The sequence below is a fragment of the Bradyrhizobium hipponense genome (genome assembly GCF_008123965.1).
Taxonomy (GTDB): Bacteria; Pseudomonadota; Alphaproteobacteria; order Rhizobiales; family Xanthobacteraceae; genus Bradyrhizobium; species Bradyrhizobium hipponense.
Genome location: NZ_VSTH01000057.1, coordinates 1 through 24,796 on the forward strand (window position 1 = coordinate 1; position 24,796 = coordinate 24,796).

A 24,796-nucleotide genomic window follows, 5' to 3' on the forward strand; every position below is an offset into this window, starting at 1 on the left:
CGCTTGACTCAGTAGTATTACGGCGGACTACGCTGACGTGCACTTAACTGGCCTGTCGATTTGGATCACTTTCGCCGCTGTAACGGCATGATGGGTTTCGCAAAGCGGATCATGCCGCAAGGCAAAACCGGATCACGACGGTTCTTTCAGGATTGGTGCACCCAGCTCATCGAAACGAAAGAGCTGAAAGATGCGCTGGCCGTCGAAGTCGAGGATTCTCAAATCATCGGTCTCCTGCAGATTGCTTTCGACCGCCTGAAAGTGCCCGCCGTAGCGCGCCTTGGCGAGCGACAAGGGAACCTCGAACGCGACGAACTTGCGGATCCCCTTGTGCCTGAGCACCTCAAGGAGCTTCTGGTCGTGCAGGGACTCATGGGATGTGAGAATGAGCAACGGACCGCTCGCCGTGAGCAGCAAAAGCGATTTCATCGGATCCTCCTTTGCAGGAAGCGTAGCCCGCCCTCGCTCAACGCGCGAAGGTTGAAGCGATACCCATCAATCCGGCAGAGCCAGAGTTAGCCGCGGGCGTAACCCGCCATTCGGGTCTCGCGAATGGCGGGCTACTGTTTTGCCCGTCAGTACTTTGGCGCTGTGCTCGTGCCCGACTTTGTGCTCGTGCCCGTGGTTTGAGACTTTGTGCTCGAGCCGGTGGTTTGACCGGGCGCGGAAGTGGACGCGCCGGCGCTGGTCTTCTTCGAGGCCTTGGCGTGGTGCATCGCATGGTGCTTCTTGTGTCCAGGAGCGTAGCCGGAAGCGCCCGGCTCTCCCGTCTTAGAACCCATTTGCTGCATCTCTTGGCCCGGCGCCTTGCTCGATGCGCCCTGAGCAAACACGACTGGTGCTGTTGCCATGAGAATAGTAGTAGAGAGCGCGATGATCTTCGATTTCATGTCGTCCTCCTCCCGGTAAGCCCCTCAATGCAACGAAATGAGCCCAGTCCCGTTCCCCTGAACGAATGTTCATAATGAGCCGGCCGACGGATGGCGCGAAGCAGGATGCAAGCGCCCGTTGCATTGCGCCACGGCGGCTTTACGCTGCCGCTGCGGCATCGGAAGCCGGCAATTAGCGTCACCGGCTTGGCAATCTCACGCCATACCGACTGGCACCGCGAGGTGATGGGTTTTGCAAGGGATCAATCCTACCCATTCCAACAAGACCCATGCCAAGGAAAAGCAAGCCCCTCCTCCCTCGCCTTCGCAGCGTCCGGCGCGCGACGCGGCGGGTGCGAAACACACTCGCGCGAGCGCCGCGAATGGTTCGGATCGCGTTCGGCCTGGCGATGTTGCTTGCGGCCATCGCGCTTCTGAACATCGTCTATCAAATGATCCGCAAGCCGACCGAGCTGTTTGTCCTCGTCGGCAACGCGCTCGCCAAGGATCCATCAGAGACTTGGCGGCAGTACGGGCCGATGTTCCGCAAGTTTTCCACCGATGCGATCACGCCCGAATTGCTGGCCGCGCTGGCGCAGGTCGAGAGTTCAGGCAATCCAGTGGCGCGCACCTACTGGCGCTGGCGATTGAGCCTCAATCCCCTCGCGATCTACCGGCCCGCCTCCAGCGCCGTCGGCCTCTTCCAGATGACCGATCCGGCCCTCACCGAGGCCGCGCGGTTCTGTATCCGCGGCAACGCGATCACGGAGTCCGGCTGCGGCTTCACCAGCCTTTACGTTCGCGCGGTCCCGAGCCACGCCATCGAGCTGGCATCGGTGTATCTGGACCGCAATGTGGCCGATGTGCTCGCCCGCGCGGGCGATGTGAAGGCAAGCGCGCAGCAAAAGCAGGATCTGGCCGCCTTCATTCATCTGTGCGGCGCAGGTCCCGCCACAGCCTACGCACGCCGCCACTTTCAGATGCTGGCCGGCGAGCGCTGCGGCGATCACCTCGTTGCAAGCTACATCGCCAGGGTCAACGCAATGAAGCGGCAGTTTCTGCGGCTGGCGGCAGACGACGAGAATTAGGGAGCGTAGCCCGGATGGAGCGGAAGCGAAATCCGGGACCAGTCTGCCTCGTGGCAACATCCGGATTGCGCGGAGCCTGTCATCGGGCGGCGCTTAGCGCCGACCCGTTGGCTCCATCCGGGCTAGAGGCACCAGTCAATTCCGGGTCCGGCGATGGCCGATCACCACATGCCCGGGAATGTGATCGGCATTCACCACCAGTATGGCCACCGCCACCCTTCATAGCGGACATACGACGACACCAGCGGCGGGCCATAGGGATCGACCCGGTCGTCTTCAGGGCGATAACGATATCGTGGAACAACATTATAATCCCACGGCGTTGGCCTGAGCACCGGGACGTCCACCCTCAGCCGTGGTTCAGGAACCACTTCACGAACGACTTGGGCCTTCCGCGCCCGGGCTTCAGCGCCGGATATCGCAAGGCTGCACAGCACCAGGGCCGTTCCGAGGGTACACGCGAGCGTCATGATCTTCATGCGATGGCCTCCTTCCCGTCAGAGTGCAAAAGGACGCAAAGCAAGGCAAGCCCAATTCGCTCTCGGCTTGCTTGAATGACCGCTGACCTCTCCTGCGTCATTGCGAGTTGGGACCGGCTTGAGGAGCGAAGCAATCCAGACTGCCTCGGCGGAGGGATTCTGGATTGCTTCGCTGCGCTCGCAATGACGGAGAATGTGGCGACACCTCGCGCGATTCCAGCCCGTCCTCCCCGGGCTGAGGGCCCAGCTTTCGGACACCGGCCCTCACCATCGTCATTGCGAGGAGCTCTTGCGACGAAACAATCCAGACTGTCTCAGCGGAGGGACTCGGGATTGCTTCGCTGCGCTCGCAATGACGACGAATGTGACGGCACGTCGCGCAGGACTTCGATGGCTTGTGAGCCGAAACGAACCCTTCGGCGCGCAAAGCCCGGCGGACGCCTAGGCTGCGTCGAATTCCTCGGCGTTCGGCGCCGGACCTGCAACGAGCCCGTCGAGACTGACCATCAGCAGATCGGCGATGTGCATCAGCTGGTAGAGCGGAATGTCCGCCTCGCCTTTTTCGGCCAGCGACACGAAGGCGGGCGCCACGCCAATGCGCTCGGCCAGCTGGGCTTCGGTGTAACCGCGGGTCTCGCGCGCAGCTTTCACGCGCGCAGCGATCCCGAGCCTGTGGCGGGACTGCTCGTCCGCGGTCATCATGACGGCCTGCTCGTCCGGGCTCGCACAGCCCGCAGTGAACGCGCTGCCGATCAGCCCTTGCGCCAGGCGACCCGGCAGTCCTTGCGCAGTCCGCTGAGGAAGATCAGCGAAAACTGTTCGGCGACCCAGAGCGACGAGTTGAGGGCGAGGCGCGCGCCGGTGCCGGAGACGTCGCGGATCGTGCAGGGCACGCTGATGAGGCTGCCGGTGCCATTGTCGAATTCGACAATGCCGGTGCGCAATGTGTGATGCCTGACTGCGGCGCGATGATCGCTCATGACAGCTCCCGTAAGGTCGCGGCTGCGAGCGGCGTATCCGACGCATCCGTGATCGGAGCGAAGATACCGGACAAACGTCCTGTAATTTCTAAACGCCGTGCGGCTCAGCCGCCACTGGTCGCCATGGTAAAGGAATCCCTGCTCATTCCTGGGGCCCTACCCGCGCGCCCGGCGCACCGCCTCCTCCAGTTTCATCCTCTGCTTGTCCCACCGGCTCTGCTCGGCCTCCGCCCGTTCATCCAGCGCGGCGCGCGCGGCTTCGATCTCCTCTGCCCGCGCCTCGTGCTCCCGCCTCGCCTTGTCCAGCGCCGTCTGCGCTGCGGCGACCGCCTTCTCGCGGCGGGCACGCTGCTTGGCGCGGGCCGCTTCCTCTTTCCGGCGCTCGGCTTCTCGCCCCCGCTCTTCCTTCTCGAATGCCGCGGCGGCCTTGCGGGCTTGTCGGTCGTCGATCTTGCGGGACGGTTTGGGTGCGCTCTTGGCCGCACGCTTCGTTGGCTTGGCCTTAACTTTGCGCTTGGATTTGGTCTTGGATCTGGGCTTGGCCTCGCCGTCGGAAAGTTCCGTCGGCAGCTCGGCGTGCTCGGTGAACGGGCCGTCCGATCCGACCGGGCGCCTGAGCACGACGCCGGGGCTTGCCATGGTCGCAGCGACGATGTCGGGGTCGTCGGTCTCCTTCGCGGCACCCTGATGGAACAGATTGGAGCTGGCGCCCCAGGCCTCCAGCGCCGCCTTCATCGAGGGCGCGGCAACCGCCTGGTCGTAGAAGCCGAGCGAGGTCTGATAAGTCTTCAGTTGTCTTTTCGGTTTGCTTTTCAATTTCTTTGGCATGTCGCCCCACGGCCCGGCGACGCGCGGGGCCCTCAGCAATCGCGACCTTCGCCACCATGCCATAATGCCCCTGTTTTGCCCGACGAGTCAAAAAGACTTTCGGTATCGCCGAAGTCGGACCGGACAAGCCTGACCCGGAGAAGCGACTCGCCCGAAGTAGCTCGCAGAGCGAAGGCGGATCACGAATTATTCGGTATCGCAGAACTTTGAATTCATGAGTGTTTCCTACTGTGCATGGGGTTGTTTTCGATGTTTTGATGTTGGACGCGGTTCCACGACGCAGTCGCTCAATCGATTCCGCAGGCCAACGGCCTCAGCACGTCACCAGCTTGGACATCGCATAGGCTGGGCCCGTTTCACGATCAGGAGGATCACCATGAACGGAAATCGCTACTACGGCGTTCGCGTCGAGGGCGCGAAATACGGCGTCGGTTTCGGCTCGGCGCTCGCGATTGCGATCTCCTACACCAACAACCATTCGATCCTGTGGGCGATCATCCACGGAATCCTGGGCTGGCTCTACGTGATCTTCGTGGCGCTGTTTCGGTGATATCGCACCGGCAGACAAGCGTGTCCCCAGCTTTCCCTTGCATTCGCATTTCCCGCCCCTACGGTGCGCCTCGCCAGCATGGAGGATCAGGCTTTTGACGGACGACACCACTAAATGCCCGAAATGCAATTCGGAGCATGCCTATCAGGATCGCGATCTCTGGATCTGCCCGGAATGCGCCCATGAATGGAGCGCTGCGGCCGGCGCGGCAGCGGAGGCTCCGCAGGAGGCCGGCGTGCGCGATGCCCATGGCAATGCGCTGGCCGACGGCGACAGCGTCATCGTGATGAAGGACCTCAAGGTCAAGGGCTCGTCGTCGGTGGTCAAGGGCGGCACCAAGGTCCGCAACATCCGCCTCCAGGACGCCACCGACGGCCACAACATCGCCTGCAAGGTCGACGGCATCGGCGCGATGAACTTGAAATCGGAATTCGTGAAGAAGGCGTAGGACCGCAGGGTGCATGGGCAGGCTGCGTCGGAGCAGCGAAGGCGAAGGCAGCAATCGGCCGTTCCCATTCTCCACGTTGGCGGGCTACAGTCCCTGAGCCCGCCACGCGCCAGGGAGCCGCGCATGCCCGAACTTCGCTTCGACGACGGTGCCGCCTATGAGCAGATGATGGGGGTCTGGAGCCGCCTCGTCGGCGAGGTCTTTCTCGACTGGCTGAAACCCAAGACAGGCCTGCGCTGGATCGACGTCGGCTGTGGCAACGGCGCGTTCACTGAGCTGGTCGTATCGCGCTGCGCCCCAGCCGAGGTACAGGGCATCGACCCGTCCGAGGGGCAGCTCGCCTTTGCGCGCACGCGGCCCGGTGCGCGCGGCGCCAATTTTCGGGAGGGCGACGCGATGGCACTGCCGTTCACGGCCGACAGCTTCGATATCGCCGTCATGGCCTTGGTGCTCGTCTTCGTGCCAGATCCGGCAAAGGGTGTTGCGGAATTGGTGCGCGTGGCTCGTCCGGGCGGCCGGGTCGCAACCTATATGTGGGACATGGTCGACGGCGGCTTTCCGCTCGATCCGATCCTATCCGAGATGCGTGCGATGGGACTGTCGCCGACACGTCCGCCCCACATGGAGGCATCGAGCATCGACGCACTGACCGCGTTCTGGACCGGTGCGGGTCTGACGCAGATCGAAACGCGTGAGATCGCCGTGGAGCGGACATTTCGCGATTTCGACGAATTTTGGCAGGCGGAGACCACCGCGCCGTCCATCGGACCGACAATAGCGACGATGTCACCGGGCGAGATCGACGCGCTCAAGCAGCGCGTGCGGGCGCGACTGCCGGCCGGCGCCGGCGGCAGCATCGTCTATCGAGCCCGCGCCCACGCGATCAAAGGAAGCAAGCCGCAATAAGCGGCCTACGCTCAACGCGGCTGACCGCTGCCTTGGCGCCCCCCCCCCGCGCCATGCCAGTCCAATTGGCCTTGCGCAATGCATTGAACCAACGAGCCATTGAGCAAGCATCGTCGAGTGCAGAGCAACCGCTTACGGGCACGAGGTCGTCATGCCCGGGGCTTGTCCCGGGCATCCACGTTCTTCGTGCAGCTTGGCCACGCGCGGATGGCCGGGACATAGGCGAGCGGGAGCGACGCCGTCCTTCGGACGGCTATGCCCGGCCGGGACGCCGCGGAGGCTTTTAGCGGGCAGCGCCCATCGTAACGTTCGCGGTGTTCACCTTGCGCGGCGTCAGCACGCTGGCTTGGTGGACGGTCGCGACCGCGGCAGGTGCCGTTTCCTGCTGCTGGACATGCGCGGCACCGAGCACGCGCACCTGCATCGGAGAGACCGGGAAGCCATTGGCCTCATAGCCCGGCAGCTCGGCGGCGAAAGCGGCGGTGCTGCCCGCGATCGTCAAAATGGCGGCGGCGATCGACAGAGTCTTCTTGTTCATGGTGATGCTCCTGGAAGGAAGGTTCGGAGCACATTTAAGCGCGATTTGCTGCAGTGCGACCTGCGATGTTGCATTGCAACAGCGCGCCCCGCGCATGGCGATATGTTTAATGCGCGCAACGCCTTGGCCGAATCACGCCTACAGCGACGTGACACTTTCACGGGCGTGATCAGCCGCCGAGCACGTTGCCCCAGCCGTCGAAGACGTAGGACTTCCAGGCCACGGTTCCATCCTCGCGCGGACGGCTGGCGCGGCGATAATCCTCGGCCTCGTCAGTGGTCCAGGTAACGATCGTGTCGGAGACGCGATCGTGCAGGATGGCGGGTTCAGTAGGATCGAAAGCGTCCATGGGACGAAGCGAGGAATGCGTCATGGACGATCAAACGCACCGCCGGCCGGAAGGTTGCGCTCGTGTCCGGCGCCGCGCAGCAACGCGGAAGAGCGTTGCAGCGCGTCCGGACACGGGTGTCGACATCAGCCTATTTCAGCGCAGTCGCAAGCGCTTGCAGCTTCGCAACGAGGTTGATGCCGAGCGCGTAGATGACTTCGATAATGGCGAGTGCGATGCCCGCTGCGATCAGACCGTATTCGATCGCGGTGGCGCCGGATTCATCGGCGGCAAATTCGACCATCAAGCATTTCAATTTCAAGATCGTGTCCTTCCCAAGTCTGCCGGACGTTGCCGGCGCGAGAGACATGCACCTCCACAATCCACGATTGAGTAAATATGGGTCGCTCAATTTGACGACAATCCACGCCTCGATTTCCAGGTTCCGGGCCTATGGAACCGCAATGGAACCCGCGTTGCCGCCGGGCAACACCGGCCTGAAAAGCCCGTCATCCCGAAATTGCGCCATTGCGCCGCCACACCATCCCCCGAACAATTGACGCACTGCGTGCTTGGCTGTGCAACATTGGTTCGAACAGAACCTTTTGGAGGCAGGGATCATGAACGATCAGCGGTCTCTTATCGTGGCGGTCTCGTGCCCCTCGGCCGTTCTGGTCGGCTGGCTGGCGCTCTCCCTGTCAGCCTATGCCCCGGCCCTTGTCGAAAACAGCAGCGCCAACGCGGCTGTCCTCTCCAGCGCGAAAGACGCCGCTGGCGTCGAACGCGCCGAAATTCCCCGCGCTGTAACCCTCGAAGATGAATCGGCCGAGAATGCGGAGATCGCCGCCGCCGTGGCACCGGCGCAGAGCCCGCCGACCGTCGCCACGGTGACGCCCGAACTTGCCGTCAAGCTCGCCTCCGCCGATCCCGTGCAGATGTTGCCGGCGGAAGCGCCACCATCGGTGATTCCGCCTGAACCCGCTCCCATCACGAGCGAAGACGCCCCCGCGCAGGACGCTCCCATCAAACTCGCATCCGCTGATCCCAGCGACATCGTGCCGTCGCTATCGCCTGCGGCAATTGCGGGCGGACCTGCGGTTGCCACCGACAAGGCTTCACCGCCTGCGGACACCGTTGCCGTGCTCGACGAATGCTTCGTGATGGATGCCTGCATCGATCGCTATCTCTGGGCGCTCTATCAGCGCACCGCGAAGGAAGACTCGATCAAGGTGCAGGAACGCCGCGCCGTCACCGTCAAGCGCAAGGGCAGGACGGTCACGGTGATGCGCAGCTTCACCAAACTGGTCGACGAGGATTTCGGCTGGAAGGATCCGAAGGCGGCCGAGCACGCCGGCATGCCCTTGATGGATTACGTCATTGGCGGCATGGACCGCAGCTTCAAGCGAAAGCTGTTTCGCACGCTGCTCGCAGCGGAAGCCGCGGGCCTGTCGCCCGGCATCACCAGCGCGTTCCGCGACGACTATCGCCAGTCGATCGCCAGCGGCCTGAAGGCGGCCTCGGACCGCTCGTATCACGGCGGCAGCACGCGCGGCGGCTACGGACACGGCATGGCGGCCGACATCGTCAGCACCAAGGGTGACAACCGCGCGCAGCGCTGGGTCTCGACGGAAGTGCTGTGGAAATGGGTCGATGCCAATGGCAAAGCACTCGGCATCGGCCGGCCCTATCTCGGCCGCGATCCGCCGCATGTCGGTCCCGTCGACGGCCCGGAATACATCTCGCGCCGCGGCAGCGCGGACCGCAAGGAAGCCGCCAACGTCAAGCCGAAGAAGGTGCAGGCGGCATCGAACGCGAAGACACAGAAAATGCAGGCCACACGCGAGAAGAGCCCGGCCAAGCGGCAGAAGTCGGCGCAATCCGCCGCGAAGCGGGCGACCTGAGGCGTTACGCGCCTCGCACGGGCATCGGCACGAGCCGCATTTCGGCCGTTCGAGCCTCCTGGGTGCGAACGAGCACGGCAAAGATGGTCTCGACCGCAAGCCGCACCGCCGCCTCCATCGCCGCGCCCTTGGCCAGATGCGCCGCGATCAGGCCGGTAAGCAGATCCCCGGTGCCATAGGGGCGGATCGGCAGGCGCGGCGTCGCAAAGCGCGACAATTGGCCGTCCGCGCACAAAATCGTCTCGACCTGCTCCGCCGGCGTGTCGGTGAGCGTGCAGCCGGTGGCGACGACGTCGATCCGGCCCCGCCCCGCAATCGCCGCGCACGCCGCGCGAAGGCCCTGCGCATCCGCGATTTTGACACCCGAGAGCAGCTCGAGCTCGAACTGATTTGGCGTGATCAGGCTCGCGGCCGGCAACAGGCGGTGCCGGACCACGTCCAGGATGCCATCGGCGACATAGATGCGGCCATCGTCGCCGATCACGGGATCACAAACATAGAGCAGCTTTGAATTCCGCATCAGCGCCCGCTCGACGAAATCGGCGATCACGGCGGCATTGTCCGGCGAACCGAGATAGCCGGTGACGAGCACGGCGGCCGCATCGACCAGGTCGCGCTCCTCCACGCCCCTGAGCAGATCCGCCACGAGCTCGGCGTCCAGCACGCGCCCGCGCAACGTCGGATAGCGCGGGTGATTGGACAACAGCGTCGTCGGCACCGCCGCGACATTGACGCCCTCCGCCTGCATGGCGTAGGCGGCCGCGCTGTTGCCGACGTGGCCATGGACCACCTGGCTTTGAATGGAGATGACGAGCATGCAGAAGTCCGTAAGGTCAATCGCTGGACGAGGCAAGGATAGCCTGGATTTCGCTTCGCGCCATCGGATCACAAACGCAGATGTCAGGAATGAATTCGGCGTCGTGCAAGCTCTCCGAGATAGGCGCAGAACATGTCGGCCAACCCGTCGGCATGGCGCGCGATCTCCGCCTCGCCGTGTGGCATCTCCGAGAACCGTTTGCCGACCTCACTCAGAGTCGTCGTGATCAGCTCGCCGGCGAGGGTGCGCGTCGCATCGGAGGCTTTTGGCAGCGCCTCCCGCATGAAGGCTGCGACAATACCCTCGCCGGCGGCTCGCGCGTCGTGCGCCTCGGGCGCATCGCGATAGAGCGGCGCGGCGTCACTGAGGGCTGTGCGGATCGCAGCCTCCTCGCATTCCGAGCGGATGAACGCATGGACCAGCGCGCGCAGTCGCGCCAATGGGGGCTTCGCCCCGTCGGCGAGGATGCTGCGCAGCAGTTCGCTGGTACGCCGCCACTCGTCGCTTTGGAGGCGGAACAGGATCGCCGCCTTGTTCGGAAAATATTGATAGAGCGACCCGACACTCACCCCTGCCCTCTCTGCCACCCGCGCTGTGGTGAAGCGCTGCGCACCCTCCTTCGCCAGAACCTGAACAGCGGCATCCAGAATGGCCGCGACAAGCCCGGTGGAACGGAGCTGTTGCGGCTGTTTTCGTGAGGAAACTGAACGACTTCGACGATCGGCCACGGCGCGCCCCGGCAATGCGAATAGGAAATGCGACGAACTAGTCGTATTTCAGCCTCCGCGCAAGCACGCGCTTTCTCCCGAACCGGAGCCCTCAAATGACCATCCCGACCATCATATCGCTTGCGCCTCTGCTCGATCGTCTGTTCGACGAAGCCGAGGCGGCACGAGGCACTACGCACGCCGCCGTCGCCGATTTGTCCGATGCCGACCGGGCCCGCATGATGCGCAGCAAGACCGACTACCGCGATCTCTACGGACGCCTGAAGGACGCACCGCTCGCGGTCTCCCGCGAGACCGGCGCGCTGCTCTACATGCTGGCGCGCAGCTCTCGCGCCAGAACGATCGTCGAGTTCGGCACCTCGTTCGGCATCTCGACGCTGCACCTTGCCGCAGGCTTGCGCGACAATGGCGGCGGCCGTCTTATCACCACCGAGTTCGAGCCGTCCAAGGCGGCGCGAGCGCGGGACAATCTTTCGGCCGGCGGACTGATCGATCTCGTCGAAATCCGCGAGGGCGATGCGTTGAGAACGCTCAGCGCCGATCTACCCGATCCGATCGATCTCGTGCTGCTCGATGGCGCCAAGGCGCTCTACCCGGAGATCCTGGATCTGGTCGCAGGCCATCTCAGGCCGGGCGCCATCATTGTCGCCGACAACGCCGACTTCAGCCCCGACTATCTGGCGCGCGTACGCACGCCCAGAAACGGATATATGTCCACGCCCTTCGCCGAAGACGTCGAACTCTCCGTGCGGATCAATTAGGGCATCGAGCCACTGCGACACGTCGGAGCCGCCGCACGATTCATCGCGCGACGACTCCCTCTTCTCGGCGACAGAATCGCGAACCCCGGCGCGTCCGCGTCGTCGCTGCCAGGCTGCGATCCGCCACGTGTCGCAGACTCGTCACTCACAGGTGATACCTGCTCCTGGGAAAAACTCTGTCCGGCGTGTGTGCTGAACGTACCTACCGCGCGATATCTTCCCGGCGCCCCGATCCCGAGACGGTCATGACTGCCGCCTTCAATGCCTACACAGCGCTCGCCCTGGCCATCGTCTTCGAGGTCACGGCGTCCGCCTTCCTGCAGCAGTCCGCGCAGTTCACGCGGCCCTGGCCGACGCTGGCGATGGTGGCGTTCTATGCGGCTTCATTCTACGCGCTGTCGGTCGCGATCCGTGTGATCCCCCTGAGCATCGCTTATGCGATCTGGGGCGGCGTCGGCATCATCCTGACCGCGACCGTCTCGTTCGTGCTGTTCCGGCAGATGCTGGACGCCGCGGCCTTCGTCGGCATCGCGCTGATTGTATCAGGGGTCGTGGTCATCAACCTGTTCTCGGAGACAGCGGTGCATTGATCGGCACCACCGCCTCCGCCCGCGCCGGGCAGCGTGCTATTGGCCCTGAACCGGCCGGGGCGGACGCGGCTTACGCGGGGCGGACTTCTCCGCAGCACGCGGGACGCTATCGACCGACTCCAGATACGCAGCAAGCGCTTTGGCCGAGTCGGAGCTGGTGGCGTAGTGGTCCTTCAAGAACCAGGTCAGCGTCAGGCTGAAGCGACCCTTCGCAAGGCCGCGCGGGCTGCGATGGCAGCTCGAGCAGCCATCGGCGAACAGCTTTGCGGCCGGTTTGCCGGCGTCGAGATTTTGCGCGGATGCGAACGTCGTCGTCAGCACGGCAACGACTGCAAGAATCACCGAAGACGCGATCCGATCGCGCCCCGGTCGAAATAGCGATGTCACTGTCGTCCCCTAGCCCCGTCCTGCAATCACGCCGCCAGCAACTGATCAAACTCCGGCGGCGCGTAGGCCTTGCCGTCTTGATCGGTAATGACGACCCGCCAACCCTCGCTCGCCCAAACCTTGGCCTTCGCTACGATGAGCAACCGGCTCTCGCGGGCGAAACTGTACTTCGCATTATCGCGTTCTGCGATCATTTTGTAGGCCAATACGCATCCCCTTGCGTTGCCCTGCCCCCGTCCCTCGTGACAGCGGGCTTTGGCGGCAATTCGCCGAGAGCATGGCAATTTGGTGCCGACCGCAGCGGCATTGCGCCAACATCCGGGCCCGGGCCCATCGCCGCCGCGACGGAACCGACAGGGCGCGACGCGCGCGCTCCTTAGTGAACGCGGATGATGTGTGGACGGCCGAGATCGATCAGCCCCTGCACCGCCGACAAGCGATCGTCGAGGGCCGCGATAGTAAGCAACAGATTGTTGCGCCGTTCGTCGAGCAAACCCATCTCGGCGCCCGATAGCTTTGGGTTCGCCCGCTCCTTGTGGATGCCGTCGAGCGATTTGCGCAGACCGGCAATCAGGCCGGTCAGCTGCTTGGCCTCCTTGGTCATCGAACGCTTCGCGACATTATGGCGACGCGTCTCCGTCTGGCTCGGTCTCATCGTCATCCTCCCGTGCCCCGCTGCCCCGAGTGGATGCTTACACCTTTCGGTATAGATATTACGATCGATGAAATCTGCGTGCGAAGAACTGCTTCAAACTTTAGGCGACTTGCGCCCGCCAAAAGAACTTGCGCCTGCCAAAAGAAAGAGCCCGGCTCGAGGCCGAGCTCTCGCAAGACTTAGTGCTTCTGATGGCCGCCTGGCCCGCCGGCCGGCGCACCACCGCCGCCGCCATGCGGAGCGGCGTTGATATGCGGAGCACCGCCGCCCGGGTGCGGCGTGGCAGGCGCGGCCGCGCGCGGCGCCGGCATCTGGGCATGCGCACTCATCGGCGAACCATGGCTAACATTGGGCTGGGCCATACGGGGCTGCGCCATATGGGGCTGTGCCAGATGCGGCTCCGTCGGCCGGGCCGCGGGCGCTGCCGACACACGCGGGGCTTCGTGTGCACGCGCCATCGGTTGCGTCCGCACTGCTGCACGGCTCGCAGCATGGTCATGCATCATACGCGCCTGCGCATCGCGCGGGTTGCGGCTCTGCACGGAAGTCTGCTCGCGTACGAAACGCTCGCTCCGCCCGGCGCGGGTGCGGTCGTTCGCGATCGCAGCGCCGCGCTTTGCGATGGCGGCGTCATGCCGTGCCGTCGCGGCGTCGCGCCCGGCAACTGCGGCACGGCCCTGGACGTTCGCGCCGCTGCGCCCCAGCGCGACCGCAGCATCGCGCGTCGCTGCGCGGCCGATGCGCACTGCGCGCGGATCGAGATTCATCCGTGTCGCGAAGCGCTCATGCGAGGTCCAGTAGCTATTCCAATAGGCGTGCCGCCGATACCACGGCCGCCCTTCATAGTAACGCGACCAGTACGAGGTCAGCACGAAGGGCACGACGGGCACATCGACCTCGTCGGCATAGTCGGGGAGATAGACGTAGTGATTGCGGTAGAGATATTCGAGATATTGCGACGACACCCAGCCGCGATCGTCGGAGAAGCTGACGTCACACCAGGCATTGCCGCGCAGGCAGCCATGGATGTTGACGCGGGCGCCCCCGGGGATGCGATCGACCAGGGGAAAGCCCGACCCCGGCCCGGCGCGCAAGCCGGTCGAGACGGTGACGATGCCCGGAGCAGCCAGTGCAGCTGTCGGAGCGAGCAGTAATGCGGCAACCAAAATGCTTCTGAGTCTCATGGCGTGTTCCTCCTCTGCAGGTCGGAACGCCCGAGCGGAACGAGCGTTCCGCACACTGTCGCCGCATCCGTCGAAAGATTGAGACGCACGGCATGTGCGCCGTACGCCAGGGTTCGATATTCATCCGCCGTTCATCGGCGATGCGAATGTCCGGCGTTCACTTTGCCTGCAGCATGAACCCGTCGAAGTACGAGGCAAGTCCGGCAAAGCCGTCGAGCGGCAGCACCTGTGCAACGTATTGATCCGGCCGCACCACGACCATGCAGCCCGCGTTGCGGTCGATGCCGCGCATGGCGAAGACGTCGTGGCCGTTCTTGAGGTCGGGACAGAACATCTTCTCGTAGTCGATCAGTCCGTACCGGCCCTTGCGCGGCAGAAGCAGCGCGGGCATCGTCTCGACGGCGAGTTCGCGATGATCCTGCTGAAACACGGCGCGCAGATCGATCACGCTGTCGATATCGGCGCCTGCCGGCGTGTATCGCTTCACCGGAGATTCCCTTGCTTCGGCGAGGAAGTCGCACAGCGTGCGAATGGCGGAGCCGCCCGCTGCGGGATCTTCGGCGCGCGAAAACGCGTAGATGCGGAAACGACCGTCGGCCTGCGCGGCGTGGCCGAGATGGATCGGCTTGGCATCAGCCAGCCGGATCACGGGCGCGGAATGGAAGCGCGTGCCGATGATGAGGCCTTGCGCCAGATGCTGATGCGATGCCGCGCCGGTGAGGACCGACGGACGATAGTGCGTCGCGGTGCCCGCCGTATAGCGTCCGTGCCTGACAAAATAGTCCTGTGTCCTTGCGGCGTCGGCGCCGCCGGCCTTGGCCGCGGAAGCTAGAATTCCCGCCCATTCGCGATCGAAATCGATCAGCTCTTTGGCAACCGCCTGACGTTCCGCCGAATAGGAATGCAGCAGGCTGGGCACGCACTGCTTCCGGATGACGGCGGCGAGCTTCCAGCCGAGGTTGAAGGCATCCTGCATCGAGACGTTCATGCCCTGCCCCGCCTTGGGGCTGTGGGTGTGGCAGGCGTCGCCGGCGATGAAGATGCGCGGCAGGCGGGTCGCGATCTCGGACTCCGGCACGTCGTCGAACTTGTCGGTCAGGCGTTGGCCAATCTCGTAGACCGACCACCACGCGATCTCCTTCACCTCCAGCGTATACGGCTTCAGGATGCGCTGCGCCTTGGCAATCACGTCATCGGCGGTGATGTTGCGGCTGGCGACACGCTCGCCGACGTCGAGCTTGGCGAGCTCGACATAGATGCGGACCATGTAGCCACCCTCCCGGGGAATGATGAGAAGGCTGCCGTCCTTCGCGGACTGGATCAGGGCCTTGAAGCGGATGTCCGGGAAATCGGTCACCGCAAGGACGTCCATCACGCCCCAGGCGTGGTTGGCGGAATCGCCGTGCAGCTCGCGGCCGATCGATTTGCGCACCGTGCTGCGCGCGCCGTCGCAGCCGACGACGTAGCGCGCCTTGATCGTCTCGACCTTGCCCACATGGTCGGCATCGACGCGTTCGAGGCGGGCGGTCACGGCATGGTCGGCAGGACCCGCGGCCGGATCGACTTCAAGGTCGAGCAGGCGCCGGCTGTAATACGGCTCGAGCCTCGCCGGCGATTTGCGCATCACGTCGAGAAAGCCGTCATGGATGCGCGCCTGATTGAGAATCACATGCGGGAATTCCGACAGGCCGTCCTCGACGTCCTGCACCCGGCCGCTGCGGACGATCTTCTCGGGGGCGAAATCGTCAGGCTTCCAGAACGTCGTCTCATTGACCCAATAGGCTTCCTTCAGGACGCGCTCGCTGAATCCGTAGGCGTGGAACATTTCCATGGTGCGGCAGGCGATGCCATCGGCCTGGCCAACCAGCAGCCGCTCCGACTTCTGCTCGACGATGCAGGTCTTGATGTCGGAGAACTGCGCAAGCTGGGTTGCGAGCGTCAGGCCGGCGGGGCCGCAGCCGACGATGAGGACATCAACCTGTTCAGGCACGGCGCCCGACGCGCCCGAGCTCTGAATACGCTTGGCAGGATCGGAGATTTCAGGATCGCCCGGCTCAAATCCATTGAGATGGAATTGCATGAGCACCACTCCCGCCAACGTTCTGTTTGGATATTGATCAGTATGCTGACTATCAGTATACTTGTCAACGGGCCTCGCCTCCCTGCCCCTTGAGGAGAATTCGGTGAAAGACAACAACGACATGCCCGGGCATCTGGCGCGCCGGTTCCAGCAGATTGCGGTGGCGGTGTTTCTGGCCGAGGTCGCGGATGCCGGGTTCGATCTGACGCCGGTGCAATACGCCGCGCTCGCGACCATCAAGGCCAATCCCGGGCTCGACCAAGTGACACTCGCCGGACTGATCGCCTACGACCGCACCACCATCACCGGCGTGATCGATCGCCTCGTGCAGAAAGGGCTTGTGGAGCGTCGCGCCTCGAGCCGCGACCGCCGCGCCCGCGAGCTCGAGATCACCGACGAAGGCCGCCGCACGCTGCGCAAGATCACGCCGGCCGTGGAGTCCGCACAGCGCATCATGCTGGGTGGCCTCAACGCGAAGGAAGGCGAGGAGCTGATGCGACTGTTGCGCAAGGCGATCGCCGCCGGCAACGAGCTCAGCCGCGCACCGCTGCGCGACGTGCAGGTCTAGGCCGCAACTTAAATCTTCCAATCATCCGCCAGCGAACATCAGCGGCCAATGCCGGCCGCCTTGATCACCAAACTGAACCGTTCCGTTTCCGCCGTCACAAACTGCGCTAGTTCCCGTTGCGATAGCAAAAGTGGCGTGCCGCCAAGAGATTCGATCCTCAGCCTGATCCTTGTAGTGGCAAGACCCTCGCCAACCGCCGCGTCCAACTTGGCAACCACCTCGGCAGGGGTCTCGCGCGGCGCTCCAAGCCCGAACCAGGAGCCAGCCTCGTAACCCGGCACATGCTCACTCATCGATGGTACATCAGGCAGCACGGGTGAGCGTACGAGCGTCGTCACTGCTAGCGGCCGAAGCTTGTTGTCCCGAATGAGACCGATCGACGACGGCAGCGGGTCGAACATCACGTCCACCTTGCCTGCTTGCAGCGCCTGGAGGGCCGGCACCGATCCAGTGAACGCCGTTAGCTTCATGTCCACCTTAGCCATCCATTTGAACAGTTCGATACCGATGTGTTGAGGGGTTCCTTTTCCGCCATACCCGACCTTCAGCTTGCCGGGGTTCTGGCGGGCATAAGTAAGCAATTCCGCAGCGCTATTAACCGGCACGGACGGATTGACCTCCACCACCAAAGGTACCCGGTAAAGGCCCGCAATTGGCAGGATGTCTCGCCCGAAATCAAAATCGAGATCGCCGAAGAGCGTCGTATTGATCGTATTGACGGGGCCGAAGATCAGAAGCGTGTAGCCGTCCGCAGCCGCCCGGACCACCTCGCGTGTGGCTGTGTTGCCGCTTTCTCCGGGCTTGTTCTCAACGGCAAAGTGTTGCCCAAGACGCTCGGTGAGCCATTCACTGACCACCCGCCCGGCAATATCAACCGGTCCGTTGGCCGGAAACCCTACCATAACCCGCACCGGCTTCGCCGGATAATCAACGGCGGCCATAGAGGGTGAAAATCCGACGGGCGCAATGCCAGCGCCCGCGGTCAAAAGCAGGAAATCGCGGCGTTTCATCTTCGCCTCCGTATGCAGACATGCGCCTAGTAGCGTTGGGCGCACATAAGAGCCATACTGCCTAAACCATAAAATCCATACGCAAGGCGTATGCCATGGAACTGAAGCAACTTCGATATTTCGTCGCAGTCGCCGAGGAAGGCCACATTACGCGGGCGGCCGAGCGCCTTGGCATGCAGCAGCCACCGCTCAGCGCGCAGATCAAGGCGATCGAATCCGGACTTCAGGTCCAGCTGTTCAAGCGAAAACCGCGCGGAGTTGAGTTAACCGAAGCGGGCCGGGAGCTGCTGAGAGAGGGACGCGACATACTGGCCCGCGTCGAGCGAGCTCTACATCGGACGCGGCGAACGGCCCGCGGCGAGATAGGCAGTCTCTGCGTGGCGATTGCCCCGACCGCACCGTTTCACAAACTGGTCCCGCGCGCGATCCGCAATTTCCGGAAAGCATTTCCGCTCGTCACGTTGACGCTCGATGAAGGACTGAGCAACGAGGTTGTGGCGGGCCTTATCAATCAGCGGATAGACGTGGCATTCGTCAGAAACTCAAACATTCATGCGGACGATCTGAGCACGATCCCGCTGCTCAAGGAGCCAATGGTCTTGGCTCTGGCGAGCCACCATGCAATCGCTAAAGCGACAACCTCAAGCCAGTCGGTCGCTCTCGCGCAGCTGCGGGACGAGCCCTTTATCTTCATTGGGCCTCCCGGCACCGGGCTTCATGACGAAACTATCGCGGCATGTCGCGGCGCCGGCTACAGCCCGCGTATCGGCCAACAGGCACCCCGCATTACATCAGCCCTTGGCCTCGTCGCAGCGGAGATGGGCGTGGTTCTGGTCCCCGAGAGCCTCAAGTCATTGAAGATGGACGGCGTCGTCTACCGCAACGTAAAGGGCCCGCATCAGCCGAAAGCATTTTTGGGGATAGCTTTTCTCAAGAGCAATCGATCCGAGGCCCTCAACAGATTTATAGCGACAGTTCGTAGGGAGAAGACCTAGATTTTCCCGGACAAGCTCATTCGTGTGTCACGACGGCAGAGATTTCCCTGCGATGCGCAATTTTCGTCCGCTCTCAGGCCATTGCGGACGTAGCTGGCCGTCTGACCGCATATCGCCACCTGGGTCCGTATTCTACTCGAAACTGCCGCAGCACCGCGAAACCTGGAGCTAACCTTCGGCTGCTACCGTCGGTCCCATTCGGCGCTTTAACGCGTGATTAACTTTGCCGGTTGGGAGTTTCGGATGTCCAGGTTCGTCATTTTTGCCGCTGCGGTCGCGCTCTCGACCGGCCAGGCGGTTGCGAACGGACATGGCGGCGCCGACGCTCCTCCACCGCCGAAGCCCGACGTCATGACCTCGCCGGCTCGCGCCGTTCTGACCAAGCAGGGCTCCAAGCTTGTCGATCTCAAGGGCATGACGCTCTATTTCTACGAGCGCGACACCAGCGGCAAGACATCGAGCTGTGACGGCAAATGCGCGGAGAGCTGGATTCCGCTGGCCGCTCCCGCGGATGCCAAGGCGATCGGCGATTTCACGCCGATCACCCGCAAGGACGGCACCAAGATGTGGGCCTTTCGCTATCGCCCGCTCTACACCTCAGCGGCTGACAAGGCGCCTGGCGATGCCAACGGTATTGCGACGACCATGCAATGGCGCGTGGCGCGGCCTGAGGAATAGCGCGCGGCGCTGCGTAGCGGTCAATGCTTCTGCGAATTCACGAATTTCGCGTGCGCCGGAGAATCCGCCGAAGCATAGTACACCTCCGGATTCAGATGCAGCGCCACATACAGGAGCATCCCGGCCAGGATGGATCCGTAGAAGCCCAACGTGGCCAGCCGCCATTTCCGCACAATGCGGCCGCTCTCATTCAATCCATAAAAGAATTTCTGCATGATGCCTCCAATGGCAACGAGCCATTGAGGCATAGCGCAATCGGTGCGGATCGGCTGTGAAGCAGTTCACCTTTCGCGGCTCCAAACCTACCTGATCGATTCTGCGACCTATTCGGCCGCCACGTTCGGCGAAAGCGGCCTGAAGGCTGGCACGTCCGCACTCACCTGGAGCGGCCGGATTTCCGCACTCACCAGCACGGGCGAGGTGGTGAACCAGAGCGCCGCGACTGTTACGACCAATATTCCTGTGCCAAGCGCTGCAAGCTCTTTCACTATCCCGCCTGCGGCACTCAGTTGCTGAGGATGACGCCGTGCTGGCGCCGCGACGGATGATCGGCGCCGACCAGCGCGTTGGGATCGGTTGCGATCACGATTTCGGGCAGCGGCACCGGCTCGATGCCGGCGAAGCGGCGATAGAGTGCAGCCATGACAGATCCACAAAAGGCCGCAGGCACTAGCAGGACTGCGAGGAGCGGCACCACCAACGCAAGGATGAGCCCGCAGGCGAATGCCGCGATGCCTCCGATCGCCGCATATTCCCACGCGCGATTCCTGCTCATCGCCCGCGCGACGTGATGTACGCAGAGCATGAAGATGATCGAAGGAATCACCGAGATCACCAGCATGGCCATGAACGTCTGCGCCGGGATCACGGCCGCGAAAATATGCGCGGTGCTCTTGTCCGCGAAGCCATGCATTAAGAGCGGCAGCAACGTGTAGGGCAAAAGCGTAGCCAACACCGTCGGCATGATGGCCGCGATCGCCATTCCCGCAACCGACGTGCGGACGCGGACGGGTCCGTCGAAAACGAGCGGGGCAGCCGGCGCTTCGGATGCATCGGCAGGGGGAGTCGCGCCGGTCGCACCTGCAGCCTGACTGAGGCCGGCGAACTGACCATAGAGGAATCCGCTGATCATTCCTGCAATCGTAGGCAACAGGCCGATCGTCACCACCGTGCCGTCGCCCGGAGCCGAAAGCTGGATGTGGTTGCGAATCGCAATGCCGTAGCTCACCGCGGCCATCACGCCGCCCATCAGGCCGTAGGCGAGCCTGCTCGAGATCGCCCATTGCCGCAGCATGAAATGCCCGGCGAACAGCAGGGCCGCATTTATGACCATGCGTCCTGCGTAGAATACCAGGATCTGATCCGGCGCCGGCACGCCCGCGGGATCGGCCACCTGTCCGCCTGCAACGGCAAACGCCATAAGCACGGCATCGACGATGGCCAGCGGAATCAGCGCAGCAAACAGCGCGCGCGGCGAATTCTTTACGAGATACATGCGAGCAACCCCTTGCTCGCTGCACGCTAGACGCGAGGCGTTATGGGTCGCGGAACGCAATGGATAAAATTGTCAGCAAGCAACGCGAACCGATCGCGGCGACTTCACGCCCTCACTGCCCGCGCGCTTTGCCTCACCCGCGCCAGCCTGCACCCGCCCCGGCCTGCGTGCTCTGTCCGGGTGGCAGCACCACGACAGTCGAATTGAGCTTCACCCGGTCGTAGAGATCGATCACATCCTCATTGCGCATCCGGATGCAGCCGGACGAGATCGCCTGCCCGATATATTCCGGCTGATTGGTGCCGTGGATGCGGTAGAGCGTGTCCTTGTTGCCGGAATAGAGATAGATCGCCCGCGCCCCCAGCGGGTTGGCGGGACCGCCGGCTACGCGCGCTGGGTAAGGACCGAGCCGCGCCTGGATGTCCGCCGTCGGAATCCAGTCCGGCCACTCCGCCAAGCGGCCGACCCGAGCCACGCCGGAGAACGCCATGGCTTCCTCGCCGACCGCGACGCCGTAGCGGATCGCCTTGCCCTCCGGCAGCACATAATAAAGATAGCGCGCATCGGTATCGACCAGGATCGTGCCCGGCTGCTCTTTGCGCGGATAGTCTACGATGTGACGGAGATATTGCTCGGGCACGCTCGCCTGCGCGTAAGGCGTACGCGCCAGCAACTGCCGGTCGCGCGGCGTCATGCTCGCGTCGGTCGCCGGCGAAAGTGTTGTCTGCATGCAACCGCCGAGCGGAAGCAGCGCAACAATGAGAAAAGCGAGAACAGATCTTGGCACCGCCGGCCCCCCGATAGCGGAACAACAGCACCCCCAGCAACGCCAGATGCCGCCAAAATCGTGCTCAAAACAAGGCAAAAGGGAACACGTGGCCGTGTTCGGAAGATCTAGTTCCATCACCACAAACGGCGAAAGACTGTCGCATAGTCTCCATCCCCTTGCCTTGCTTTGGTCAAACCCGGCTGGACTCGTGCGTCACGGGCTTGGGATGAGCTCACTTCAACCGATCGGCTCGCGCCAATGCGGACGACCAAGGCTTCAAAGGAGCTGCAATGCTCGCGACGCTGAACAGCAAGCAAATCGTCGATGAGATCGTGAAGGACGCGATCAAGGACAACGACCCGCACGATGCGGTTCAGGTTTCGCCGGACATCGTGCTGGCCTCACGCCCGAACAACGTTGCGCCCGCACTGGCGCAGAAGATCGCGACCCGGCCGGAGCCCAAGAGCGCACCCGAACCCAAGTTCGTACTGGAGCCCAAATTCGCGCCGCAGCCTAAGTTCGCGCCAGAGCCGAAGATCTCTGCCATCTCCGAGATACGGGCCACGGCGCCGTCGGTCGACACAGCCGTGCGCGCGACGGCTGGCGACCTTCACGGCCGGCAGAAGCGATCGTCCGTCGGCAAATGGCTTCGCGGCGCGTTCGTCACGATGCTGTTTGCCGGAGGCAGCGCCGCCGCAACGATCGCCTGGGAGAAGCACGGCGACACTGCGAAGCAGATGCTCGCCGAATGGAGGCCGGCGTTGGCGTCGCTCACGTCTACGTCGCTCACGTCTTCGACGTCGCAGGCAACGCCGGTTGCAGCCGAGCAAGCCGCCGCCGCGCCCGTTTCACAAACGACACCTGATCAGCCCGCCGATCCATCTGCCACGCCGCCCGCAGCTCAGGACATCGCTGCCGCGCCCGATGCCGCGCAATCGGTGCAATCGATGACGCGCGATCTCGCCGCGATGGCCGAGCAGATCGAACAGCTCAAGGCCAACATCGCCCAGTTGAAGGCCGGACAGGAGCAGATGGCGCGCGAGATGGCGAAGACGCCGGCACCGAAGCCGGTGGCAGAGGCGAAGCCGGCCGATCCGCGCGCGCGAGTCTCTGCGTTGCCGCCGCGGCCACCGGCGGCTCCGCCGGTTCGCAAGCCGAGGCCGGTGACGCAGGCCCACTCGCCGGCATACGCGCCCACGCCGATCGCACCACCACCGCCACAGGTCGTTGCCGCGCCGCCGCCGGCCGCGATGACGACGCAGGCCGTCGCCGACGACGATGGACCTGTCGTGCGGCCGCCGATGCCGGTGCACTAACGATCACCACACGACGACCAGCGTCATGCTCGCTGCACGTTGTCCGAGTCGATTTGATGTGTTGAGTCCGGGCGATTACGGGAAGCGATGTTTGAGTCGTGTTTCGAAAAGAGAAAAGGCCGTCGGGATCTAAGCCGCCGGCCTTCTCTTGCAGCTGCCGGTTCCCGGAGCCCGGTTCTGCTGCAATTCCATGCCTGATGATCACGCCGACATGTTTAATAAAATCTTAACACACCCGCTAACTGCACATGATTTTTGCGCCATAAGCACAGAGATTGCGCGGCCCGTTCATTCGGTAAAGGTCGACTCAGTGGTACCATCCGCACGTGTTGAGACTCGTGTTCAAGCTTGGATCGTCACACCGGGGAATTCCGATGCCTTACTACTACTTCGATCTCGTGGTCGGTGAAGAGTTCAAGAACCAGGGTGGCATTATCCTCGAAGACCTCGAGGTCGCCTCCGATCGCGCCCATCAACTTGCGAGCGAGCTGTCGCGGGTGAAGCCGGAGCTCCAGCAGAAGGGTTGCGCGGTGCGCGTCACCGATCGCGATCACAACGAGCTCTACCGCACGCCGCTCGATCCCGTGCCGGCCTGGCGACGAACCGGCTAGGACGCCGTTCACCTTCACGGCCGCATGCTGTCCCCATTGCGGAGCAGCTCTCCAGCCGCTAGCCTTCCCGGAAAATGGGGAGGTCCAAGGAATGCGCTACGGTTTTCTGATTGTTGGATTGCTGGTGGTGGCCGCGCCGGCCCAAGCCGCCGAGCGGCGGTCGACCTATGTAACGATGGTCTTGCAGGCCTTCGCCGCCAAGGTCGAATGTCCCAACACCGACGTCATCTATCAGGATCTGGTCCAGAAGGCGCAGCAGATGCAGCTGCCTGACGGCACCACCGAGAAGGTGCGCAAGGCCATCGCCTGGATGCACACCGGTGGCAAGATGGGCGAGAAGCAGGACGATGACCTGATGGCTGAGGTCGCGGTGGCAACGCGGGCGACCGATCTCGACCAGCGCCGTCTCGGCATGCCCACCTGGTGCGAAACCCAGAAGACAAACCTTGCCGGCCTGATCCGCAGCAAGGGCGGCTAGCCGGCTTTTCGGGGCGCTAAGCAAGCCGCGGCGAACCCGCGGCAATGGCTAATTATCGTCACAATCCTCGACAGCATGCGGGCCTTCTCGAACTCGAACGAGGGAGCCCTATGCGGATAATCAATGTCGTTTTCGCCGGTGCACTCGCGGCCGCCGCGATGCTGACTGCGCCTGCGCAGGCGAGGAATTCCGACGCCCAGAACGGCGAGGACAAAGCCAGTTCGTCATCCTGCAGCGCCTATCAACAGACGCCGGATGGATCCTGGGCGCAGCTTCCTTGCAAGGAAACAGGTGAGCGAAACCCATCGCAAACGCAGCATCGACCGCCGGCGCACGGAACGGATCGCGACGAGCGCTAGAAATACGCTTCCGCTTCGGGCGTGTCAGCTCTGGTGCGGTCCGCGGATGATCTTCATGGCGTCCGCGATATGACGCCACTCTTTGGCCTCCTCGGCCTCGCCGCGGCCTTCACAGGCCTGCGCCTGTTCGGCGACCTTCGCAATCGCAGCGAAACCATGCCGTTCGAGCATCTGCCGTGCAACGGTGTGGACCTGGACCTCGGACATCATGGGCGCTCTCCCATTTGGCGGAAACCGCGATGCATCGCTTTACAGTCCCAATCGCTTGACTGCTCCAAGAGCCGTTACAACCATCTTGCCGCAGCTCCGGTTCCCTCTGCTGCCGATCACATCGGCCGATATCGCGCGTGGCTTGAAGCCTGGTTCATACGACAAAGGCGGCCCGCAGTTGCCCGCGGAC

Annotated in this window: 33 protein-coding genes and 1 pseudogene; 13 read left to right on the forward strand and 21 right to left on the reverse strand. The window is 63.5% G+C overall.

Annotated features, from left to right (window positions below; genetic code table 11):
* Positions 1 to 132: 132 nt before the first annotated feature.
* Both FXV83_RS18470 and FXV83_RS18475 read right to left on the reverse strand, forming a co-directional pair.
* A complete protein-coding gene (locus FXV83_RS18470) occupies positions 133 to 429 on the reverse strand; it encodes a cytosolic protein (protein ID WP_148740831.1) in 297 nt (98 codons plus the stop codon).
* A gap of 146 nt (positions 430 to 575) precedes the next feature.
* Positions 576 to 890 (reverse strand): hypothetical protein, encoded by a 315-nt coding sequence (locus FXV83_RS18475; protein ID WP_148740832.1) that lies wholly within the window; start codon positions 888 to 890, stop codon positions 576 to 578.
* 269 nt (positions 891 to 1,159) lie between these two features.
* On the opposite strand from FXV83_RS18475, the gene FXV83_RS18480 reads away from it, so the two are divergent.
* On the forward strand, positions 1,160 to 1,957 hold the full coding sequence (locus FXV83_RS18480) for a transglycosylase SLT domain-containing protein (RefSeq protein WP_148740833.1): 798 nt from the start codon (positions 1,160 to 1,162) through the stop codon (positions 1,955 to 1,957).
* A gap of 191 nt (positions 1,958 to 2,148) precedes the next feature.
* Here FXV83_RS18480 and FXV83_RS18485 read toward each other — a convergent pair whose 3' ends face one another.
* The 3 genes and pseudogenes from FXV83_RS18485 to FXV83_RS18500 all read right to left on the reverse strand — a co-directional run bounded on the left by FXV83_RS18485 (position 2,149) and on the right by FXV83_RS18500 (position 4,244).
* Positions 2,149 to 2,436 (reverse strand): hypothetical protein, encoded by a 288-nt coding sequence (locus tag FXV83_RS18485; RefSeq protein WP_148740834.1) that lies wholly within the window; start codon positions 2,434 to 2,436, stop codon positions 2,149 to 2,151.
* 441 nt (positions 2,437 to 2,877) lie between these two features.
* Positions 2,878 to 3,416 (reverse strand): annotated as a pseudogene (locus FXV83_RS18495) (helix-turn-helix domain-containing protein).
* A gap of 156 nt (positions 3,417 to 3,572) precedes the next feature.
* Positions 3,573 to 4,244, reverse strand: a complete 672-nt coding sequence (locus FXV83_RS18500; RefSeq protein WP_148740836.1) for a cell envelope biogenesis protein TolA — start codon at positions 4,242 to 4,244, stop codon at positions 3,573 to 3,575.
* Positions 4,245 to 4,620: 376 nt separating this feature from the next.
* Here FXV83_RS18500 and FXV83_RS42825 point away from each other — a divergent pair, with 376 nt between their 5' ends.
* From FXV83_RS42825 to FXV83_RS18510, 3 genes are all read left to right on the forward strand, one after another.
* The gene (locus FXV83_RS42825) at positions 4,621 to 4,794 is read left to right on the forward strand and encodes a hypothetical protein (RefSeq protein WP_018644642.1); all 174 of its coding nucleotides are present in this window, start codon (positions 4,621 to 4,623) and stop codon (positions 4,792 to 4,794) included.
* A gap of 94 nt (positions 4,795 to 4,888) precedes the next feature.
* Entirely contained in the window at positions 4,889 to 5,242 is a 354-nt protein-coding gene (locus tag FXV83_RS18505) for a zinc ribbon domain-containing protein YjdM (protein WP_148740837.1), read from the forward strand.
* 123 nt (positions 5,243 to 5,365) lie between these two features.
* Positions 5,366 to 6,148: a class I SAM-dependent methyltransferase gene (locus FXV83_RS18510; protein WP_148740838.1), complete on the forward strand. Its 783-nt coding sequence runs from the start codon at positions 5,366 to 5,368 to the stop codon at positions 6,146 to 6,148.
* Positions 6,149 to 6,431: 283 nt separating this feature from the next.
* On the opposite strand, the gene FXV83_RS18515 is transcribed toward FXV83_RS18510, so the two are convergent.
* From FXV83_RS18515 to FXV83_RS18525, 3 genes are all read right to left on the reverse strand, one after another.
* Positions 6,432 to 6,686 carry a hypothetical protein gene (locus tag FXV83_RS18515; protein WP_148740839.1) on the reverse strand — a complete coding sequence of 85 codons (255 nt, stop codon included), beginning with the start codon at positions 6,684 to 6,686 and terminating at the stop codon, positions 6,432 to 6,434.
* A gap of 169 nt (positions 6,687 to 6,855) precedes the next feature.
* Positions 6,856 to 7,059, reverse strand: coding sequence for a hypothetical protein (locus tag FXV83_RS18520; protein WP_148740840.1), 204 nt, complete (start codon positions 7,057 to 7,059; stop codon positions 6,856 to 6,858).
* A 106-nt stretch (positions 7,060 to 7,165) separates the two neighbouring features.
* Positions 7,166 to 7,336 carry a Flp family type IVb pilin gene (locus tag FXV83_RS18525; protein WP_148740841.1) on the reverse strand — a complete coding sequence of 57 codons (171 nt, stop codon included), beginning with the start codon at positions 7,334 to 7,336 and terminating at the stop codon, positions 7,166 to 7,168.
* Positions 7,337 to 7,634: 298 nt separating this feature from the next.
* Between FXV83_RS18525 and FXV83_RS18530 the strand changes: the two genes are divergently transcribed.
* Positions 7,635 to 8,915 carry a hypothetical protein gene (locus tag FXV83_RS18530; RefSeq protein WP_148740842.1) on the forward strand — a complete coding sequence of 427 codons (1,281 nt, stop codon included), beginning with the start codon at positions 7,635 to 7,637 and terminating at the stop codon, positions 8,913 to 8,915.
* A 4-nt stretch (positions 8,916 to 8,919) separates the two neighbouring features.
* Here FXV83_RS18530 and pdxY read toward each other — a convergent pair whose 3' ends face one another.
* Together pdxY and FXV83_RS18540 are read right to left on the reverse strand one after the other, a co-directional pair.
* Positions 8,920 to 9,732, reverse strand: coding sequence for a pyridoxal kinase (gene pdxY, locus FXV83_RS18535; RefSeq protein ID WP_148740843.1), 813 nt, complete (start codon positions 9,730 to 9,732; stop codon positions 8,920 to 8,922).
* Positions 9,733 to 9,815: 83 nt separating this feature from the next.
* The gene (locus FXV83_RS18540; protein WP_148740936.1) at positions 9,816 to 10,460 is read right to left on the reverse strand and encodes a TetR/AcrR family transcriptional regulator; all 645 of its coding nucleotides are present in this window, start codon (positions 10,458 to 10,460) and stop codon (positions 9,816 to 9,818) included.
* A gap of 95 nt (positions 10,461 to 10,555) precedes the next feature.
* On the opposite strand from FXV83_RS18540, the gene FXV83_RS18545 reads away from it, so the two are divergent.
* Both FXV83_RS18545 and FXV83_RS18550 read left to right on the forward strand, forming a co-directional pair.
* Positions 10,556 to 11,221 (forward strand): O-methyltransferase, encoded by a 666-nt coding sequence (locus FXV83_RS18545; RefSeq protein WP_148740844.1) that lies wholly within the window; start codon positions 10,556 to 10,558, stop codon positions 11,219 to 11,221.
* A gap of 245 nt (positions 11,222 to 11,466) precedes the next feature.
* A complete protein-coding gene (locus FXV83_RS18550; protein WP_148740845.1) occupies positions 11,467 to 11,811 on the forward strand; it encodes a DMT family transporter in 345 nt (114 codons plus the stop codon).
* Positions 11,812 to 11,847: 36 nt separating this feature from the next.
* On the opposite strand, the gene FXV83_RS18555 is transcribed toward FXV83_RS18550, so the two are convergent.
* The 5 genes from FXV83_RS18555 to FXV83_RS18575 form a co-directional block, all read right to left on the reverse strand.
* Positions 11,848 to 12,153: a hypothetical protein gene (locus FXV83_RS18555; RefSeq protein ID WP_148740846.1), complete on the reverse strand. Its 306-nt coding sequence runs from the start codon at positions 12,151 to 12,153 to the stop codon at positions 11,848 to 11,850.
* 71 nt (positions 12,154 to 12,224) lie between these two features.
* Positions 12,225 to 12,404 (reverse strand): hypothetical protein, encoded by a 180-nt coding sequence (locus FXV83_RS18560; RefSeq protein WP_148740847.1) that lies wholly within the window; start codon positions 12,402 to 12,404, stop codon positions 12,225 to 12,227.
* Between the two features lie 170 nt (positions 12,405 to 12,574).
* Entirely contained in the window at positions 12,575 to 12,853 is a 279-nt protein-coding gene (locus FXV83_RS18565; RefSeq protein WP_187435990.1) for a hypothetical protein, read from the reverse strand.
* Positions 12,854 to 13,032: 179 nt separating this feature from the next.
* Positions 13,033 to 14,037, reverse strand: coding sequence for an SH3 domain-containing protein (locus tag FXV83_RS18570; RefSeq protein WP_148740849.1), 1,005 nt, complete (start codon positions 14,035 to 14,037; stop codon positions 13,033 to 13,035).
* A gap of 157 nt (positions 14,038 to 14,194) precedes the next feature.
* On the reverse strand, positions 14,195 to 16,117 hold the full coding sequence (locus FXV83_RS18575) for an FAD-binding monooxygenase (RefSeq protein ID WP_187435991.1): 1,923 nt from the start codon (positions 16,115 to 16,117) through the stop codon (positions 14,195 to 14,197).
* 103 nt (positions 16,118 to 16,220) lie between these two features.
* Between FXV83_RS18575 and FXV83_RS18580 the strand changes: the two genes are divergently transcribed.
* The gene (locus FXV83_RS18580) at positions 16,221 to 16,685 is read left to right on the forward strand and encodes a MarR family winged helix-turn-helix transcriptional regulator (protein ID WP_148740851.1); all 465 of its coding nucleotides are present in this window, start codon (positions 16,221 to 16,223) and stop codon (positions 16,683 to 16,685) included.
* Positions 16,686 to 16,723: 38 nt separating this feature from the next.
* On the opposite strand, the gene FXV83_RS18585 is transcribed toward FXV83_RS18580, so the two are convergent.
* Positions 16,724 to 17,695 carry a Bug family tripartite tricarboxylate transporter substrate binding protein gene (locus tag FXV83_RS18585; protein WP_148740852.1) on the reverse strand — a complete coding sequence of 324 codons (972 nt, stop codon included), beginning with the start codon at positions 17,693 to 17,695 and terminating at the stop codon, positions 16,724 to 16,726.
* A 95-nt stretch (positions 17,696 to 17,790) separates the two neighbouring features.
* Here FXV83_RS18585 and FXV83_RS18590 point away from each other — a divergent pair, with 95 nt between their 5' ends.
* Positions 17,791 to 18,690, forward strand: a complete 900-nt coding sequence (locus tag FXV83_RS18590) for a LysR family transcriptional regulator (protein ID WP_148740853.1) — start codon at positions 17,791 to 17,793, stop codon at positions 18,688 to 18,690.
* A 243-nt stretch (positions 18,691 to 18,933) separates the two neighbouring features.
* Entirely contained in the window at positions 18,934 to 19,368 is a 435-nt protein-coding gene (locus FXV83_RS18595) for a COG4315 family predicted lipoprotein (RefSeq protein ID WP_148740854.1), read from the forward strand.
* Positions 19,369 to 19,388: 20 nt separating this feature from the next.
* Here FXV83_RS18595 and FXV83_RS18600 read toward each other — a convergent pair whose 3' ends face one another.
* From FXV83_RS18600 to FXV83_RS18610, 4 genes are all read right to left on the reverse strand, one after another.
* On the reverse strand, positions 19,389 to 19,583 hold the full coding sequence (locus FXV83_RS18600; RefSeq protein WP_148740855.1) for a hypothetical protein: 195 nt from the start codon (positions 19,581 to 19,583) through the stop codon (positions 19,389 to 19,391).
* Positions 19,584 to 19,691: 108 nt separating this feature from the next.
* Positions 19,692 to 19,856: a hypothetical protein gene (locus tag FXV83_RS42830; protein WP_187435992.1), complete on the reverse strand. Its 165-nt coding sequence runs from the start codon at positions 19,854 to 19,856 to the stop codon at positions 19,692 to 19,694.
* Positions 19,857 to 19,873: 17 nt separating this feature from the next.
* Positions 19,874 to 20,863: a hypothetical protein gene (locus FXV83_RS18605; protein ID WP_148740856.1), complete on the reverse strand. Its 990-nt coding sequence runs from the start codon at positions 20,861 to 20,863 to the stop codon at positions 19,874 to 19,876.
* A gap of 133 nt (positions 20,864 to 20,996) precedes the next feature.
* On the reverse strand, positions 20,997 to 21,593 hold the full coding sequence (locus FXV83_RS18610; RefSeq protein WP_187435993.1) for a L,D-transpeptidase: 597 nt from the start codon (positions 21,591 to 21,593) through the stop codon (positions 20,997 to 20,999).
* A gap of 329 nt (positions 21,594 to 21,922) precedes the next feature.
* Here FXV83_RS18610 and FXV83_RS18615 point away from each other — a divergent pair, with 329 nt between their 5' ends.
* The 3 genes from FXV83_RS18615 (at position 21,923) to FXV83_RS18625 (ending at position 24,037) form a co-directional block, all read left to right on the forward strand.
* A complete protein-coding gene (locus FXV83_RS18615) occupies positions 21,923 to 22,948 on the forward strand; it encodes a hypothetical protein (RefSeq protein ID WP_148740858.1) in 1,026 nt (341 codons plus the stop codon).
* Between the two features lie 374 nt (positions 22,949 to 23,322).
* Complete coding sequence (locus tag FXV83_RS18620; RefSeq protein ID WP_148740859.1) at positions 23,323 to 23,559, forward strand: DUF6894 family protein; 237 nt, start codon at positions 23,323 to 23,325, stop codon at positions 23,557 to 23,559.
* Positions 23,560 to 23,650: 91 nt separating this feature from the next.
* Positions 23,651 to 24,037: a hypothetical protein gene (locus FXV83_RS18625; RefSeq protein WP_148740860.1), complete on the forward strand. Its 387-nt coding sequence runs from the start codon at positions 23,651 to 23,653 to the stop codon at positions 24,035 to 24,037.
* 383 nt (positions 24,038 to 24,420) lie between these two features.
* Here FXV83_RS18625 and FXV83_RS18635 read toward each other — a convergent pair whose 3' ends face one another.
* Complete coding sequence (locus FXV83_RS18635; RefSeq protein ID WP_148740861.1) at positions 24,421 to 24,606, reverse strand: hypothetical protein; 186 nt, start codon at positions 24,604 to 24,606, stop codon at positions 24,421 to 24,423.
* Positions 24,607 to 24,796 lie beyond the last annotated feature (190 nt).